Origin of the sequence: Nitrosovibrio sp. Nv6 (genome assembly GCF_900110495.1) — a bacterium.
Lineage (GTDB): Bacteria > Pseudomonadota > Gammaproteobacteria > Burkholderiales > Nitrosomonadaceae > Nitrosospira.
On the sequence record NZ_FODX01000001.1, the window covers coordinates 1,360,352 to 1,378,042 of the forward strand.

At 51.4% G+C, this 17,691-nt stretch carries 10 protein-coding genes; 1 reads left to right on the forward strand and 9 read right to left on the reverse strand.

Going from position 1 to position 17,691, the window contains the following annotated elements; genetic code table 11:
• Window positions 1-219: 219 nt before the first annotated feature.
• A complete protein-coding gene (gene nth / locus BMX66_RS06565) occupies window positions 220-915 on the reverse strand; it encodes an endonuclease III domain-containing protein (RefSeq protein WP_090879497.1) in 696 nt (231 codons plus the stop codon).
• Window positions 916-962: 47 nt separating this feature from the next.
• Between nth and BMX66_RS06570 the strand changes: the two genes are divergently transcribed.
• Window positions 963-2,315: a DNA cytosine methyltransferase gene (locus tag BMX66_RS06570; RefSeq protein ID WP_090879500.1), complete on the forward strand. Its 1,353-nt coding sequence runs from the start codon at window positions 963-965 to the stop codon at window positions 2,313-2,315.
• A 104-nt stretch (window positions 2,316-2,419) separates the two neighbouring features.
• On the opposite strand, the gene BMX66_RS06575 is transcribed toward BMX66_RS06570, so the two are convergent.
• The 8 genes from BMX66_RS06575 to BMX66_RS06615 all read right to left on the reverse strand — a co-directional run bounded on the left by BMX66_RS06575 (window position 2,420) and on the right by BMX66_RS06615 (window position 17,532).
• Window positions 2,420-7,825 carry a DEAD/DEAH box helicase gene (locus BMX66_RS06575; RefSeq protein WP_158593393.1) on the reverse strand — a complete coding sequence of 1,802 codons (5,406 nt, stop codon included), beginning with the start codon at window positions 7,823-7,825 and terminating at the stop codon, window positions 2,420-2,422.
• Window positions 7,826-8,025: 200 nt separating this feature from the next.
• Window positions 8,026-9,321 carry a hypothetical protein gene (locus BMX66_RS06580; RefSeq protein WP_090879505.1) on the reverse strand — a complete coding sequence of 432 codons (1,296 nt, stop codon included), beginning with the start codon at window positions 9,319-9,321 and terminating at the stop codon, window positions 8,026-8,028.
• Window positions 9,322-9,329: 8 nt separating this feature from the next.
• On the reverse strand, window positions 9,330-11,057 hold the full coding sequence (locus BMX66_RS06585) for a hypothetical protein (RefSeq protein WP_090879508.1): 1,728 nt from the start codon (window positions 11,055-11,057) through the stop codon (window positions 9,330-9,332).
• A 38-nt stretch (window positions 11,058-11,095) separates the two neighbouring features.
• Window positions 11,096-13,087: a DEAD/DEAH box helicase gene (locus tag BMX66_RS06590; RefSeq protein WP_090879511.1), complete on the reverse strand. Its 1,992-nt coding sequence runs from the start codon at window positions 13,085-13,087 to the stop codon at window positions 11,096-11,098.
• A 1,332-nt stretch (window positions 13,088-14,419) separates the two neighbouring features.
• The gene (locus BMX66_RS06600; RefSeq protein WP_090879517.1) at window positions 14,420-15,100 is read right to left on the reverse strand and encodes a hypothetical protein; all 681 of its coding nucleotides are present in this window, start codon (window positions 15,098-15,100) and stop codon (window positions 14,420-14,422) included.
• Window positions 15,101-15,117: 17 nt separating this feature from the next.
• Window positions 15,118-16,923, reverse strand: coding sequence for a hypothetical protein (locus BMX66_RS06605; protein ID WP_158593394.1), 1,806 nt, complete (start codon window positions 16,921-16,923; stop codon window positions 15,118-15,120).
• Complete coding sequence (locus BMX66_RS06610; protein ID WP_090879523.1) at window positions 16,886-17,317, reverse strand: DNA primase; 432 nt, start codon at window positions 17,315-17,317, stop codon at window positions 16,886-16,888. The genes BMX66_RS06605 and BMX66_RS06610 overlap by 38 nt, the downstream gene beginning before the upstream one ends.
• Entirely contained in the window at window positions 17,314-17,532 is a 219-nt protein-coding gene (locus BMX66_RS06615) for a helix-turn-helix transcriptional regulator (protein WP_090879526.1), read from the reverse strand. The genes BMX66_RS06610 and BMX66_RS06615 overlap by 4 nt, the downstream gene beginning before the upstream one ends.
• Window positions 17,533-17,691 lie beyond the last annotated feature (159 nt).

Genomic DNA, 17,691 nt, shown 5'->3' on the forward strand with positions numbered 1-17,691 from the left:
CATTCGCCACAAAGTTGAGACCCCGTTTGCGAGTCAGGGATAATATGCCCCATTAACACCCCACCCAGATAGCGGCTGGTAGTTATTAAAACTCTCGCGGCTTTGGCCATGTCATCCCAACGAAAAGGTCGTTATGCGGAGATGCAATCGTTGGTGTCTCTACACGCCAAACTGCCCTTAATTCACAAGAAGAGCTGATCCACAGCAGCAGTCCCCAATTTACCGTAGCTTAACAAGGTAACGGTAATGCATACAACTCTGTCTAAGTGGGCAATTAACGCACAGAGGTTTTCGAGATTTACAATAGCTTGCAGCAATGTCGAGCATTGCCCAATTCAATTCGATAGCGTGCCCACTTGCAAGAATTCTATAGGCCGCGGCATGCAACGCTCTATCGTAACGGATATCGGCTTTAACAGGACGAATAAAGAAGTACCGCCTCAATAGCCTGGCCATACTCGAATCCATCAATGGATGTGGTTCACCGTGAATAAACAGCAAAGTAGCGTTTGCAAGATACTGCCCAACAGCTGTGATTTTTTCCAACTCATCGCGGCGACGCGGCCATTTCTCTCCGATAGCTACAAGTTCCTGTGCCAGGCCTTGCAAAGCAGGGGAGCGGCGTCGCCATAGACCAATTGGCTTCAATGTCGCCGCAAGTTCGTCCAGGTTACTGGATGCGATCGCGCTCCAGCCGGAGTACCGTTGCAGAAAATGCGGTAAAAATGCAGCAACGGTTTCTGCTCGTGTCCTCTGCAGCAGGACTTCCACTACCAGCAAAACGTAAGTTCCGGCACCTTTAACCCGCCATGGGAAAACCCGTCCGTTGACCGGAAACCATACAAGCAGTTTTTTTCGGAAAAGAGCGATCCGCCGGTCTGATACTGAATTATCTGGAGGTTTCGAAATGTTCATGTCAAAATCGCGCTCAGCTGACGGGTTATCAAATATTGTGAAAAAGCATGGACAAGGTTACAAAACCCCTTCGTTTCTTAGATGTCTTCGCAGGTTGCGGAGGTCTTTCGCTCGGTCTTCTGCAAGCGGGTTGCCAAGGTGTTTTTGCTATCGAGAAAAATGACCATGCGTTTGAGACACTTCACCACAACTTAGTAGACGGAAAGCGTTACCAGTTTGATTGGCCAAAATGGCTCCCGAGAAAGGCGATGGCATGTGAGGAACTGCTAAGGAATTATGGTCCCGAATTAGACGCAATGAAAGATAACATCGACCTGATCGTGGGTAGTCCTCCTTGCCAAGGCTTTTCCACGGCTGGGCAGCGCGATCCTAACGACCCCCGTAACAAAATGACCGAGCAGTATTTGTTGCTGGTAGAAAAACTGCAACCTCGTTATCTGGCCATTGAGAATGTCGCGGGCTTCAACATACGATTCGAGGCCGAGGAAGGTTTAAATAGGTCGTTCAATGCGTCTAAGCGCTCCTCGTATGCCGATCACATAGCAGGGCGACTAGTGGATCTTGGCTACTCTGTCTCGCGGGGCTTAGTTAATTGCGCGGATTTCGGCGTACCACAAAATCGCGTGCGATACTTAATGTTATGTGAACGGGACCACACGCAAGACGTCGCCAGAACAAGCCTTTTCCAAAATTTGATCAATTACCGTAGTGAGTTTCTGAAGCGCAAAAATCTACCTTCTACGCGTAAAATCTCCGTTAAAGAAGCGATAGGAGATTTACTCGTGACAGGAAAAAAACTGGTGGACAATACGGATTCTGGCGTCAAAGGTTTTAAGGAGGCGGAGTACCAGCCACCAGTAACACTTGATTGCTACCTGAGCCTGATGCGCATGTATGCGCCGCCTGCCGCACCGAATAGTCGCCGCCTTGCTAAGCACTTGTTGGCAACGGTACGATATTTTGAAAAGGTACAAGAAGTTTGTCGACCAGGCATTTGCATGTCGGTAGCGGAGCGCAAAAAACTTGGCACAAAGAAGCATTCGACAACGCTCCTACACGGTGACTGGCCAGCACCGACAATAACCACTCTACCTGACGATATCGTGCACTATAGCGAGCCTCGTATCCTCACTGTCAGAGAAAATGCTCGGCTCCAATCGTTCCCTGACTGGTTCGAATTTAAAGGCAGTTACACGACTGGGGGGAAGCAACGGAAACACCAGTGTCCTCGGTATACTCAAGTTGGCAACGCAGTCCCTCCTCTATTGGCTAACGCAATTGGAGAAATATTGAACACGCTCTGCTCTTCTGAACTTTCTATCGATGAGCTGGCGACAAGGTCCTCTGGAGATTTGACAAATATGGAAGCCGAAAAATCATCCCTGTTTGCAGTCGTATAGCTCACCACCAATGCTTTTCCAATGATGCTTTGGTAATTTGGTTTTTTTTCGGCCGCAATTTGCAGAGTGAAAAAGACGAGAGAGAAACTTTGCCCTAACTTTAATCACAAGTATTCTGTCGGACGCCTTATTAGCTTGAACGGGTTTATGGCCTTAATGTTCATGTTCGGATAGGAAGCGTCCATCTCTGCAAAAGCGTTTCTAAGCATCGGATGAGTGACATCCCACAAGGGATGGGATGCAATAAACAACCGCATCGTCTGCTGGTTAACGTAAACAGGTAACCCTATGGATGATAGAAGTTCTTCATAACCAAGTTGGGACAGGATTGACCGGACTATGGGCCTTCCACCAAAGAAAAACCTGGCCCAAGGGTTTTCATGGTTTCCCCAGGGGGTTGATAAGTCTACCGTCGTTGACCCATCCATCGCCAATCTGCACATTTCCAATCCCATTCGCCAATCAAGAAGGCCGTGGTACCTTAAGTTATAAAAATCGCGCAAGCACCTATTGCAGGACGTGTCGCACTCCTGCGAATGTCCGTTCGCCAGAAGCACCGCAGCGAAGTTCGCCTTGTCTCCCTCCGGTACCGTATCAAGTTGCCCGAGTACTGCCAAGTAATTCTCTGGATGGGCCAACCACCTAGAGTAGCCCGCACCGTTATCTAAGGTATCACTCAAAAAAACTTGGCCGCTTGCAGCCCCATTTTCTGAAACTGAACGGAACCCTGCCGAGATTTCCTGCGTATCGATGTCCAATGCATTAGCCATCGCGGACCTAAGCAAGAAAGCAAAAGAATACCAAGCTGCACGCCCTTCAACGTCGGTCGGGTTTGCCATTGTCCCTGTAGGCCACGATTTAATATCGCCGAGGAATACATCGGTCACACGTTGCGAGAGGAGTGCAACTTTCCATGTCGCGTTAGCGTCATTATCGCAAGAAGCGTAGCCGCCCGTGCCGAAAATGTTGTTATCTAACCGAAACCCAAATCCGCCGTGGCCTCCCCTGTCATTCATAGAGGTGACCATGAGCTTCTCGCCCGCGATTCTCGAGTTGCATTTTCCAACCTTCGACATGGCAACGCTATCGGTAAATAAGGAAGGACGGGTTGCACTAGGCATAAATTCAAAGATACCTTGAAAGTCCTCGGGCTGAAAATTAGTATAGAAGCCCAGAGGCTCGCGGGCGTCAATCATCCTTAGCGTTGGTCGGTGGCATACTGGGCATGTAGTAAGAGGCGGCATCGCGTTTGGCGAAAAGGTGTCGGTAAAATTGTCATTCTGAATAGAAGCGTGACAGGAAGAGCAAACGCCAATTTTGCGACTTTGCTTGTCGAGCGAAGGGAAGAACCCCGGCCGGGACAATACGTTCTTGCCGTTCGGGAAGAGGTCGACCACGCCGTCGGCGACATGTACTTGCTTGTCCTTGATAGTTTCCGAGCCGGGGGCGAACTGGCTTATGGCGATGTCGAGGGGGCGATCAACGGTGCCGTGTTCCGGGGGCCAAGGATAAGCCGAAATTACCTTTTTCGTGTACATCATTCGAACTCGCGTCGGAAACCCAAACATCGGCAGCATCCCCTTAGAGGCAAGCCATTCGCTGAGAGCTGCCTCCGGCTTGGGACAATCTCCTACCAATCTGTCGATTTGTCCTGCAAGCATGGAATGAATGAAATTCCGGCACCTTGTCCAAAAATCTTTATCAAATTGGAAGGGGGTACCCGCACTGAGGACCTTCATCAATTGGTCTAATTTTGTGTCTGCATAGGTTCCGAGGAATACTGCTACCTCAGTCCCGCAAACCGCCCACCCCGCAACTGGACCGAACTGCCCATGAACGCTATCCTTCGCTTTCAAGCTGGAAGCAAGGTCGTCCAGCCTTTTCTGTGTCGCGGGTGAAACCGCAGCAAACGCGTCGCGGAGTACCTCCTTGATAAGGACGCGCTTGAGAATATCTTCCTGACGTACATCCACGTATGGCCTCGGCGGTGCCTCGCCAGTAATGGCTTCGGGGCGCTGGTAGTAAAAATCGTCATGACTTCTTCCCCGGCAAAACGTCAACGCGACCGACAGCGGGGCGTCACGCCTACCAGCGCGTCCGACACGCTGCTGGTAGTTAAACCGCCGCGGCGGCATATTTGCCATTTCCACCGCCAGCAATGAGCCGATGTCCACCCCCGCTTCCATGGTAGTGGTAACGCTTAACAAGTCGACCCCGTGAACCCTTGGCGCTTCATCATCTAAAAATACTTCCTGAAACCAACGCTGGCGGTCACCCTTATCCGAAAGATCCGTTTGCCCCGTTAGCTCTTCGCAGTGGAGCCGGAAGGCGCCGCCTGATTTCTCCGACAAATAGCGGTAGTAATCCAATGATCCGTCAACCGTGCCACTGACCAGCTGTTCGTTTCCGCAGTCTATACAATACCCCCCGGCGCGGTGGAGGTAGAAAGCTTGGCATCGAGGGCATCGAAAACCGTTGGCGCCGGACAGAGTGTCTTCAGGAATACGCAGCCAAAGTTGTCCAGGATCGATACCGATATCAGAATGCTGCCCCTTTAAGGCGATCCCGCTTCTGTTAAGTTGTTCCACTATTACGTTTGCTTCTTGATTGCAGTTACCAACGTAGTCCACGTGCCGTTTCCAGATATCTGCTTGCCCGTCCACCACGCGGAAGTATTCCCAATGCTTGAAGTTTCGCTTCAGGCACATGTTGCGAATAATCGCGTTAACGCATTCGACGGTTTCCGAAGACGGGTTTCCGTACGGACGATAGGTGACATACCCTATGCCTAAGCTCTCGACAGTACGGACAACATTGGGGAAAAGCGAAACCACTATTTCCCGCATCAGGGAATCGCGCATCCGGGTGATGTGATGCTTTTGGGCATTGGTTTGATTAGCCGAAAGGGTTGGCGGCACGGCAGTCCAATCAAAGCATGTCCACCATTCTCTGCGTCCACCGTCGTCGTACCAAGAATAAGAGGCCTTGGGCCCCCCAGGATTCAGCCCCAAGGACAGGAGTCTCCAGAAAACTATGTCTTCGATCACGATAAGCGGTACATCGCTAGGGTAGCATTTTGCCATCCATAGCATTGACTGGCCCGCCATCCCTTCGACCTCACCATACTCAAGCCAATCAGTAAGTTTTTCACATAGCTCACTACTTGCCTTACGAAGCCGCCTGTATGCATCTCGATCGAATTCAGATTGATTGGCGTTGGCAAGAGTGAAAAGCTGTTCATTCACATTCCTAAGCCTCGCGGAGGCTGGCGGAGTCTTCGCCACGAGATGGCGAATGGCTCCAAGGAAGTTTCGCCGAAATTCGGCGTGTGCGTCCAGCATTGTTATTCGCACCATGTCTCGGAAATGATCCAATTCCATTCCAGCCGCAAGTTTAGCCGCATCTTGCCGACTGTCAGAAAACAACACTATCTTTCGGCGACTAGTAGTGGATATTTGTTCGCCATCAATTTCACGAAGCAACGTCGCAGCCAGGACTTGGCTGCCCCTCTGGAATCCCGTCCGGTGGTTTCGAATGGGAGTAGGGTAGTTGGATGCGCGCCGCTCATCCGTACCGCATTGAGGGCAAACGGGCGGAAATGCACTGCGCCCAGATTCACTTATGAAATATTGCCACCCTTCACGATATCCCTCATCGTGGGCTTTGCTAACCAATCCTGTAATTGGATCAAGCCAAACCTTGTGCCACTTACATTGAGCTTTATCCCAACTATACTGCGCGTTGTTTTGCCCAACGGGCGGTATGGGAATTTGGGTGCTTGGCCAGAACACAGCATATTTTTCGTGCGTTAGCCCTGATGCATCGATGTCGGGGAGATGCTCTATGTCGGGCACGTCCGAAGTGAGTAGCTCAAAGCTTTCCCCGTTGATGCTTACCGCCGAGCGGTAACCACCCAGCATGGCCTCTCCGCAGACGGAACAAACAAGAAGGTCCAGCACTTTCCCACCGCATCCGCAATTTATCCGGTGGTGGCCATGCAGCGCTCCAAGTGCACTTGCTCGGGGCGGGGTGTCGGAAAAAACTTGGTCGCATTTGTCGTTAATACATGCCCAGACGTTCTGGAGGTTGTGGAAAAATAAATGGCCTCGCGCGGGCAATATTGCTTGTCCATTAGTGTGAGACGCGCCGGACGCAAGCAATAACCCTCGCATTTCGTCTGAAACACTCTGTTCACCTTCCCTCTGGGCACTAGGGAATATAATCCTATCAAGCTGGTCAAGCTTACTCGCACGCAACGAACCATTTGCGCTTACGCACGCTTCCCGAATGGCATCGGCGACCCTCAGTTCATTCAATGCTTCGCCCAAGACCTGCCTGGCTTCTCCAGATCGGGGGCACTTCTTTCCGAGTGCATGACAGAGATCGATGGTTGCCGCCTCTATGTCATCATCAGTTGGTGGTTGCATAGTGTCCAGAGGGCACGCTTGTGCTCGTCTAGCAAAAGTACTGAATATCGAGGCTCTTTCCGTAACTTTTTCAATGGCTCCCGAAGCCACCTGCACTTGTGGGGATTCAATCACCACGAAGCGATCCTTGTCGCGACCAAAGAACTCTTGAAGGAATTGCAGTGAGTCAGACTCGATACTTGCCGATGTCGAGAGGATTCTCAGTTGCTCAGAGTCGGGCGCAAGCCCAATACGATCGAGGAATATCCGCAGGATATAAGCCACCTCAGTACCCGGCGTTCCTCGGTAGGAATGCAATTCGTCGACCACAAGAGTGAATATGTTTCGCCTGTCAGAGATCAGCCATTCCCGTGTCTTGGTAAACAATGCTTGCTCGATGTCACGCATCAACATTATGTTGAGCATCGAGTAGTTGGTGATCATTATGTCCGGCGGCGTTGTCTGCATGTCCCAGCGGGACCACATCTCCCCTCCCTCCGGATTCTGAAAATGGTAACGGATGTCACCGTTATCCTTACTCGCAAGCAACGCTTTTTTGAATTCTTGTTCGAGCTTGCGCAGGTGCTTGGCAAGGCGATCTCTCGTTTTTGTATCTCCGCTACTCCCTGAAACGGGGGTCAGGCCGGTGTAGCGGCCGAATAGAATCCTATTCTTTCTCCTATGGACGTCCATCCAGTGTGTAGTCGCCGGGCCTTCCAACGTGGCCCGAAGCCGTTTCAGTTGGTCTTCGACAAGGGCATTAAGCGGGTATAGCACCATCGCGCGAAGTGCATGGGTGCCCTCCTTTGCCCGCCCAGTATGGGCCCATTGCGGAACGAACTTGTTGCCACCAGTTTTCCACCAATCTCTATCATCTGGCGGCTCTGGAGATAATGGCCATCCCTCGGACTCGCGTGCAAGTTCTGCCAACAGTGGTAAAAGAAAACACTCAGTCTTGCCTGAGCCAGTTCCCGTTGTAACGACTATGTCACGCTTATTGATGATCGACTCCTCTAGGCTTCTCAGCTGATGGGTGTATAGTGGCCAGTTACCCATCAACTGTGCTCCCAAGTGAGCAAGCCCCGCATATTCCTGTCCCAGCATTCGAGAAGCCGCCTTGATGTCGAGCCCGGAACTAATATAGGTCGGAAGCGGTTCAAGCAGAGGGGGCTGTGATAGCAACGTCCCGGATGAAAGAAGTAGCCGTCGGGTTTTGGAGAGCTCCGGGTCACGCAAAGGGAAGGCGCTCTCCACGTATAGGCGATACGCCTCGTTCAATCTCGCATACATTCCGACAAGGTCTCTCACACCAACGTCTCCTTCTTCTTTAGTTTTATTCCAAGATTGTCGCATAACTTCACGGCTGCCTCTGGCTCGACACTAAGGTAGCCGAGGTAGGATTGCTCGCCCACCCAAAATCTGTTCGGTAGGCGCCCTGAACATAATACCAATGCCCGCTCGTACAGCAGGGGCCAGCGCTCTGCCTCAGGTAAGAGCAGCATGCCGTCAGCTCTTAGCACTGCGTACATGTCCCGTTCGCACAGCCGTCCAAGGATCCACTGAAGATCATAAAAGGGGCCAACCAGCCACTCCTTTCCGTTGAACAACCGGACGCGCTTATCACTAGGGTGCTGCCCGGTGATCTCGTAGAGACCAACACCTGCCTCGCTCGGGTTTGAAGGGGAAAAATCACTACCGTCCCAAATCCGAAACGACTCACTGTGCTCACGTACATCGGGATCCCGCTTTAGGCTAGAAACGAAAGTGGCCCAGTTGGGAAGCACACTTACCCAGCGCCGGTTCGGGTTGTTGGCAACGGAAATACCCAACGACGCTAGGCTGGATTTTAGAGCCAGCACTTCAGAAGTGGCGGCGTTGATAAGCGTAGGAGCGCCATTTGGAGTAAACCGCTCTAGCTCCAAGATTCCTTCGACCTGCTTTAGATACCTCGGCGTTTGGCGACCTAGTAAGAAAGCACGTCCATCGGAGACGCACACAAAGATTGGCTCGTTTGCACACCAGCGCATCCTTTGGCTTGATCCGTCGACTTCGATATGCCCTTGCAATGTCAAACGCCGCATGAGATGCCACGGTTTTGTCTCCGCCCCGCCCGAAAGCAGGTCAGCTACCTGCCGGAAGAGCTGAAAAGATGCTTCGCCCTGTGCGGAACACCACCACAATAGTTGATCCCAAAAGCCCGTCTCGAGCTCGCGAGTACACCGCGCCTCCAGTGACTCCAAATCATCCGGAAAGTCCGCTAGCGACGACTCAAACCTGATCGAGTCATTGAACGACTCCCATGAAATGTTGCCACTCATGAAACTCGCGTTAATTTCAGATGCTTCAACAAGGGACCCGACGGGACGACCTAGGCCTGTATGTCGACAAAACTGGAGGATTTCAGGGGGAGCTACTGTCGCTAATGGGTCGCTGACTTGTACCGCCAACCCTAGGTAAAATTGGTGATGACGCCCACGCTCGAACTTGATCATGGGAATTGACATCGCCATCCCCGATTGCTTAACTGCATTTTTGATCTTTGTAGCAAGCCCTTGTCGGTCGCCAGCACAAAGAAAAAGGAGGTATTTTGTTTGAGCCACGACTTGGCTTATTCAGTTCTGTCGCTGCTACCGAGCAGTTCTATCGAGGCTCCATGCAGCGATAAACCCCCTATTTTCCTGTCTATGGTGCTTACGTTCTTGGAAATATCTAGGTCGTCCCAAGCGATAATCCTAAGTGACCTTGATGCCACCAGACGCCCATGCCAGCTAGCCATTAATTGGTAGCCGCCTGGAGCGAGAGACTCGGGCAGTAAACGTGGTACCTGTTGCTGGACTTCAAAACTGACACTTGGACCTATCTCGGATCTGATCTCCACCTTGAAATCACGCTCGAAGCCATAAATAGTAATCGACGGCGGGAATCCTTCAAGCCACCCTTGGCCGTCCGGTGCCTTGATGCCTCTGGATAAGCCAATGTTTGCGAACATTGTTGGCGTAAGGGCATCATAAAGTGATTCCGTTCCCGCCGACGGTACAATACAATCCCAAGCCCTCGAAAGAATCATGCATCCGCGATATTCAGTCCAACCGTCGTGCTTTAGCTCGGTTTGCTCCCAGTCAATTAGCTTCTCATTCTTGTACTTTCGAAGTTCCGCGGCCAACAGGCCATCTTCCGCTCCCCTAAGGAGGATCCAGAATTTCTGGCCAAGGAGGTTCGGGTATCTCTCCCAGGTTCCGATTTGCCCAGTTGGGTCATCCGGATCGGTGGTTAAGATCCAAAAATTCCGCATAGGAAAGATCAACGACTCGACCAGTGGGTCCCCACCCACCTCAAACTTTAGGGGATCGTTCGGAAATGGCGAAACTGCCCATAGCGGCACAAATAAGTCGGATTTGAACGGCACAAGCGAGTGGTATTCACCCCGGTTCCCTAAGACCTTTAGTTCCGCGCTCTTCCAGTGCGAGGGTCTTCTTACCAGCAATTGATACTGAACCGGTCCACGGATTGAGACCTTTCTGATTATTCCGCCCGACAGCTTTATCCGATCACTTCCTTGGACCGTCCGGCTGCCACTGCCGGCCACCCAGTCTATCGCCTGGTAAATTCGAAACGCGGCGTCAATGAATGCGCCAACACGGTCCGGGTCAGGATTGCGAAAGCCGGCTTGAAGATGCCTGCGACTAAATGCCTGCCGCATGAGCCACGATGCAAGCTGTGCCTCATCGAGCATTCGATCTTGCGGAGAAATGAAGGCATATCGCATCCTGCTTTCGATAAAAGCACGGTCACCCTTTCGCAGCAGCGCTTGTTCTATCGGGTAGTCTATATAGACGTGCGAACCTTCTCCACCCCGGGCGGTGGGCTTGAATCCATTTAAGGCTACCCAACTGTTCCATGTCCTCCAAAGTTCCTCTTCCTCGCCCGAAATGAATCCCTGAGGCCTCGACTGTTGCCCCTGACTTAGGTCCAAGAGTTCGGTAAAACGCCGAAAGTAATTTGTACCGTCGATGTGTTGCTTTTCATCAGCCTGCATCTCATGCGCAGCCAACACCATTACCGCAAGGAACGAGACGCTGTTGGGCCTTCCGTTGCGTGCTATACCCTTTGCTCCGTCAAGCTTCACCCGCCGTGCGCTTCCTACGCGTTCAGTACACCGCTCCTTGACGGCCGAGATAAAATCATTACGTGCGGCTTCGGCGGGGAGTTCGAGGTAGTGGTGCCCGATATAAGCGAGGGAACTGTCGTCGACCGTCAGGTATACAGGAGCTCCGCCCCTAACCCCGCTGGTAAAAAAATCGATTATCGAGTCATTCCATTCCAGGTATGAAGCCACTGACGCATCCTATTGGAAATTGTTTGTTGATCTTAGATCTATGTAACCATCCAACTGATAAAGTCGGCACTGCCGCCATCTTGGATTCGTCTCAGTGCCGACTTGATCCTGGAATCGTTTCTCGAGACCTCAATTACGATAGTATCAATTGCCCTTGTTAGCGGGATCATTGCCCAGGTTGCCGCGAAGCGCGTCGCCCAAAGGGCGGGATCGGAAATTCCGTCTTTATTCATCGGAGCACTTTTTTTCGCCAAAGCCAGCTTATGGTCATAAAACCTGTCGAACCCAAAATTAATCACTGTCCAGCCTTCTAGGCCGCGACAAGATTCATAGCGAACCAGCCTAAGCTGGGACAGATCAGAGGGCGGTAGGCGCCTTACCTCAGCATCCGTACCATTCCAAAGCGGCTGCCCTACTGCGAGGAATTTATCCGCTTTGTCAGCACAACTATCACGGTCGTCTGCGGCATCGCGCGAGGGGACGCAAGCGAGCATGTCGATTGGCTTGTTCCCCAGAAGTGAGCAGGCTTCCACCAGTTCTCCATGCAGGCCCTGATTGGCGAAGTAATCTCCCTCGACAATGATTACGCGCCCCCCAGGGATGTCGTCGTTTTCATCTAGCTCCCAATGCAAGAGGCCAAGTCCCATCGCCATGCGATTCGCAAAATGCGCTAAATTCCGTTTTAATCTGAAGCTTCGGGCGCACTGGACCAATTCATATTCATCGTTTCGGAGACCCACTTTCCAATCACAATTGCGATTCTGCCGAATAAGCTGGTCACGTCCGTCGGCGACGACAAATTTCCTTGATGGGTAGATCGTCCGAACAAAATCCCGCTCGAGATCAGGCCAATCTTGTGCCTCGTCGAGCAAAACGAGATCCCAGCTGAATTCTTCTGGCCTCGCGACAATCAACGCCGAAATGTCGTCGCGAGTAAGTGCCCCGTTCTTCAAATAATCTAGTGCTTGCCCGAGATATCCTTCATAGTCTTGCAGAAAATCCTCCGGTGCCTTGCTATCCACGATGCCAACGAGCTTCAATAGCTTGAAAATGAAGGATTGGACCGTGTAAACCTGAACCGTGCCTTCTGCAATGTCGTCACGGATTCCAGTGAGCACCAAGAGCCTCTCAATGTCCGATTTGAGCGCTCGGTTGTAGGTCAAGAGGATCGTGCGTAAACCCGCCAGGGAATACTTGTACGCCAGTCGTAGAAGGATAATTGTCTTGCCAGTCCCGCCTCGCCCGGACAACAAGACCATTCGATTGCCCAGAACTTCGAGGAGCCGCTTGTCCAAGGATCCTTTGCAGACGGCTTCGACTCGGAGCCGATCTAGGGCGGTCGGTTCTTGTCGCCTCGCAAGAATTTTTTCACAAGCCCTCACGCTCCAAGCTTGAGCGACCGAAGGCTCGTGGTCGAGGATGAGAACGTTTCCCTCCTTGCGGGGATGGTAGTTTACGATCACGGCGTTCAAAAGGTCGGTCCAAGTTACTCTGGCTGGTAATAGGTTGGTGATCGTGTTAGGAAGGGCATTTCTCTCTATGTTCCGCAGCCAAATTAGATTGGTAATCCAAGGAGCCACGACGTTGTGATGTTGGATATATCCTTTCAGGGCATACTTTTGGTTTTCGCTTTGCCTTGAGGCATCGTGCCATTTCTTGCCATTGGAATAAAACACTGAAACGCGTCCGCCATCAAATCGAACATTTTGCTCGGGGTGATCCTTTACTTCGATCACGAGGCAAAGTGACTGTACGGAAATCTTAGTTGTAGCGAAGTGAAGGCCGGCACGAGAAGAACTTCTAAAACCGGGGCGAAAAACAGCCATAGGCAAATCGTGTTCCGCGATATCTGCTAAAACCACCAGATCCACATCACGCGTTTGTTGCCCGTAGCATTGAACGTTTGGGATGAGCGCGATAGTTGATGTCTCGCTATCTGCGATCCACGGCCATGCAAGCAATATGGCCGATTCCAAGGCTTTGGCTGCGCCTGATTCTTCCGTATCGGAAAGTCCAAAGACAGTAATCATAGATTATGAGGCCAGTGAGCTTCATTCGGTTTCTATATTGCAGACTTTTACTTTTCATATTGCAACTATGAAAAGTAAATAGTGACGTCACATGGGTCTCTGTGTAAATTTCTGCGCTCTACTGGAGCAGCTGAGGTATCGGGTTCGACAAATTTCATGAGAAGGGCTCGATCAAGATCGTTGGCTTTAAAGCAATCTGACTCGGCGGTTCCATTTGCTAAAGGTTGCTGCACACATAAATCTTAACAATTCAATCCTCTTGGCTTTTCCACGTTTTCATTATTAGAATGTAAGACGCTCGAGTTAGGAGCCTATAATACTGATCCGATACATTTGCTGCCATTGGACTTTAGTCCAAGGAACCGCGAAGTAGAGCCAGCTCATCTTTTAGCTGAATTGGTTTCATTTGGCACTGGATCACATGTTCTCTGCATAGCTCCAATGGCAGAATTTTTTCTAGGGGAAAACCCGCGCCTAGAAAATTCAATTATCTGGCCTATAGATCAATTCCTGCATTACTACTTGCGTCCTATTTGGTCGGCAAGTTGCGATACGAAACATAGCCGAGCTCTTTGCCGCCTACTTGTGTTTGTATACTTGTTTGACGTACGAGTGATTAATGGTGGCATTTGACGGTTGGCGCTGACTGTCGCACTATTTTATCTAACTCAGCAGTATTAGCTACTATTCTGAAGTACACCTGAGTATCAGTGTGGGTATTAGGAAGAGATTAAGCATAAAAATAGAAAGTTAATTTAACGCTTGTTATGCAGCAATTGTTTCTTTGCGTATTGTCAGCTGTTAAAAGGAATTTTGACTTTTATCGATCTGTAGCGAGCATTTTTACGATATCCATTCGGTAATCCAGAAGCCTCTGGTTTGATAGTTGTTGCACAAACGGTCTTTTTTGGAGACCGTGAAAAACAGGTGGGCTTGGTCCATTCCCGACCGAAAGGGTCTCCTAAAACTATCTCCTGATATTCGCCCCCTCGAAAAGCTATAAATGCGCTGAGTTTCAAGAGAGCGATTAAAAATGAAAATTGGCCGGGCAAGCGAGATTGCGAGCAGCGTCGTCAGCGTATACGATCGGGGTATCAAGGGTCGCCCTGGCTTGTGTGCGGCAGGAATCATACCCGCCACTGTCAGCAAGCCAATTGCGGCCCTTGCGTTTTCTGTAACCCTTGGTCGGCCTCTTCAAATCCTGATGGATCTGTAATCTATCGCATCTTTCGGTAGATGAGTGTTCCGTTCCGTTGCTCTCTTAGCAACCGCGACAACTCACGCAACATAGGACGTATGCCACCTTTGAACGCGTTCCGTGCTGACGCTTGCCTACCCTCTGCCGTGCATGGTCCTGTTGATTTCTCCCACGGTCGCCATTGCCGGATCATTTCCGATTGCCGTGCCCGTTGCTCGGGGGTCCACTGTCGTGCCATGTTGCATCTCCGCTAATAGTTCGTTTTGCTGAATTTCATTTTCTCCCGCGTGCGCGTACGTAACTGGCATAGCACTGCCATTATTCACCTGCTGATGTCCTTGCGAGATATTGGCTTGTTTCGCGTAAATCACCGGAGGATTCTTGATCGTTGACAACGTTTCCAGTGTTGCCCGGCACTGATTCTGTGCTCGGAGCGCCATTCGCATGAAACCTTCAAATTGCGGAAGCTGTGTGGCTAAAAAAGCTTTTTCTGTCAGCCGTGCAAATAGACTTTGCAGCGCCGTAGCCTGATTCATCAGCATCGCCTCCGCTTGCGCCAAGTCCCCCCGATTCACCGCCTTTGCCTGGTCGCGCAAGGTTCCCATCAAGGTGGGAACATCAATGCCCTTATCTACACCTGAGTTTTGCTCGACACCGTTAATTACCCGGTACGCAGCAAGCTCCGGAGAGGTTGTGAACCTTGCATACTTGCGCCCCCTTTCCTCCCCGGTTTTTCCATCTTCGCACTCCACTGCCTTTCGGGGGTATCCCTCAAGATTTGAAGGTGCGGCTGATTTTTTTCGTCTGCTTCCCATTACTTAGCCTCTCCTAGTTAATCTGCACCATATCCAGCCACGGTTCTAGACATCACGCCAGATTTATCGTCCTTACCGTCCGCATCGCCGGAAGCCGCACCAGCGCTTGGTTTGGTCGCGGACGATAATGCAGACGATAGCTGTTTAACCTCGCATTGGCCGTCCTTCCGTGGCGGTGCGACAGACGGTCCATTTGAATTACCGTCAGCGTCCAAATTCCCGTCGATAGGCGGGTTGGACGGAGCGGACGATGCAGACGATGATTTCGCCTTATATTCCAGCGTCACTTGTTTGTCACCCTTTCGGCCCTTCTTGTGCCTAGTAAAGTTGATACCCGCCTCCTCCAGCGTTGCCTGAAGCACATTCATTTGACGCGTAAGGTTATTTGCTTGGCGAGGCCACTTCTCAGGCCGGGGCCCGGAGGTAGCCCCATTGAGCATGTTAAGCAATTCGGTCGCCGTACCTGTCCAGCAGACCTGTTTTTTAATGAAATTGAGAATGGCGGTTGCAACCGGATCAGCTTGGAGCACCTCTTCCGTCTGGCGCGAAGCATGTTTCATAATAATGCTGAGCATTCTCTTGGAACCGATCCCCGCGTATTGGGCGTACGCACAGGCAATACGAGTGAAATCGGCCATGCGCGCCATCCTGCTGAGTTTGACTGTGGGAAGATACCGTAATGTCCCTGCGATCGCGTCCAGCAGCGCTCCGAACAGCATTGGCAAATCGGCGTTAAAGCCAGCCCAGAACGTTGTTTCGTCCATACGTTTGTTGGCTGGAATACGCTCCAGCTCGATCAGGAGCAGTCGATCTAGCAGATCGGGAGCATGAGTTGGGATGTTGATGCCTGTGATAATGATGGGCCGTTTGAAGGACAGGATCACGTCCGAATTGTCGGAATACAATTCGCGCTTGGTAAACGCTCCACCTGTAACCCCACGGCAGAGCATATCCGCTGCCCAAGTCGGAATGCTGGTCAGGTTATCAAAGCACGGCACGCCGTGATGATCGAGAATTTGTGCGAGATCGGCGGGCGATTTCCCCAGATCAACCGATCCTGTCAAGCTTGGATCAATAATGCCTTTGATGCATCGCGCCGTTGTCGTTTTGCTCGCGCCCTGCGGACCGTGGAAGGTGATGGCAGGCCGGGGCACGTTCGAGAATGCACAGGCGACCAACCATGCCTCCATCAGGTACTGATCTTCTTTTAACTTGATTCTGAGGTGCTGATGTAAATCAGATAGCCTCCCCCCGCCAACCGGATCAGGCAGCGCCTGCTGGTGCGAATAACGACGAAACATGGCAGGTGGCTTGTCCACTATTTCCCATCCTGCAGCACTTACCTTTATCGCTCGCCAGCTTTTGTCTGTAAGATCAATGTATATCTCGCCATCACGCATAGCGAAGCGGTTAGATAATTCCAGTTGAGGATTGTCGTACGTCGCCTTTGCCTCAAGAACGGACAGTGCCGTTGATAAGGCTTCGTTGTTTGCCGCTCGCTCAGTTGTCTTGTAGAAAGTTCCGGCAAGCCACCTACGGAACGCCTTGCTGCGAAGCCCCAAAGTCAGCTGCACCTGATTGTCGGTCACAACCGCATACCCGTCACAGCGTTCATCATGGAAAAACTCGCAGTGCCTCGCCGCGAGCTCGATCAGTGCATTTGCAGCTGATTTATCCTCCTTGCCATCTTTTTTAGCCTGGCTGTCTGCATTGTTCTTTCCACTTGTGCCGTGCTCATAACGTGGAATCAGTGTGGCAACCTGATTGTTCTGCCGCTTCAAGGTATCACTTTGCATCGCTAATCCCTCCAGCAGCCAATGCATGGTGTATGCGGGTGACGGCCAGCATGAGACGATCGTGATCTATATCGGAAAGAGGACCGGCTAGCCGCGTTGTGGCTGCCGCTGCGACTACGAGTGCCTCGAAGGCGATACAGCGCAGAATGTCAGCAGCAGAAAAGGGTCGCCGTTCAGATTTTCCCTTGCCATCCTTGATCTCACCTGACGGGAAAAGGTCAGTTAGCTGCAAACCAACAGAACTGACGACCTCGTGAACAGCACAACCGGCAAAGCAATGCAGCAGAACGCGTCCATCATCCAATTCACGCAGAGCCAGTGAAGGATTGCGATCATCGTGTGCTGGGCATTTGGCCAGCCAGCGACCCGATCCCGTACGTTTGACTTTATTGAGCAATGACAGCAAATGATGAATACTCACGATTGCGTCCCACCTGTCATTTTGCGGCTTTGCTCAATACAACGTGCCTGCCATTCCGCTATTGATTGTTCTGTCCATGCTACAGATCGAGCACCGATGGAAATGGGGGCAGGAAATTCTCCGCGACGAATCGCTTCGTATATCCAGCTGCGAGAGCGGCCTGAAAGGGCTATTACCTTGGGAAGTCGAAGAAAGTAACGCAGTTGTTCAGCCATGATTTGTCCTAACGAACAAGCCCGGATGCTCCGCGATGTTGCTGGTCTTGTTCGTACAGTTGAGGAATGCAGCGGAGCATTCCCGCAAACATTTACATGCAGTTAAATTGCCGCAGGGTTCATGGCGGCAAGAGATCAAGGATAGGTGCGGGTTGAGCT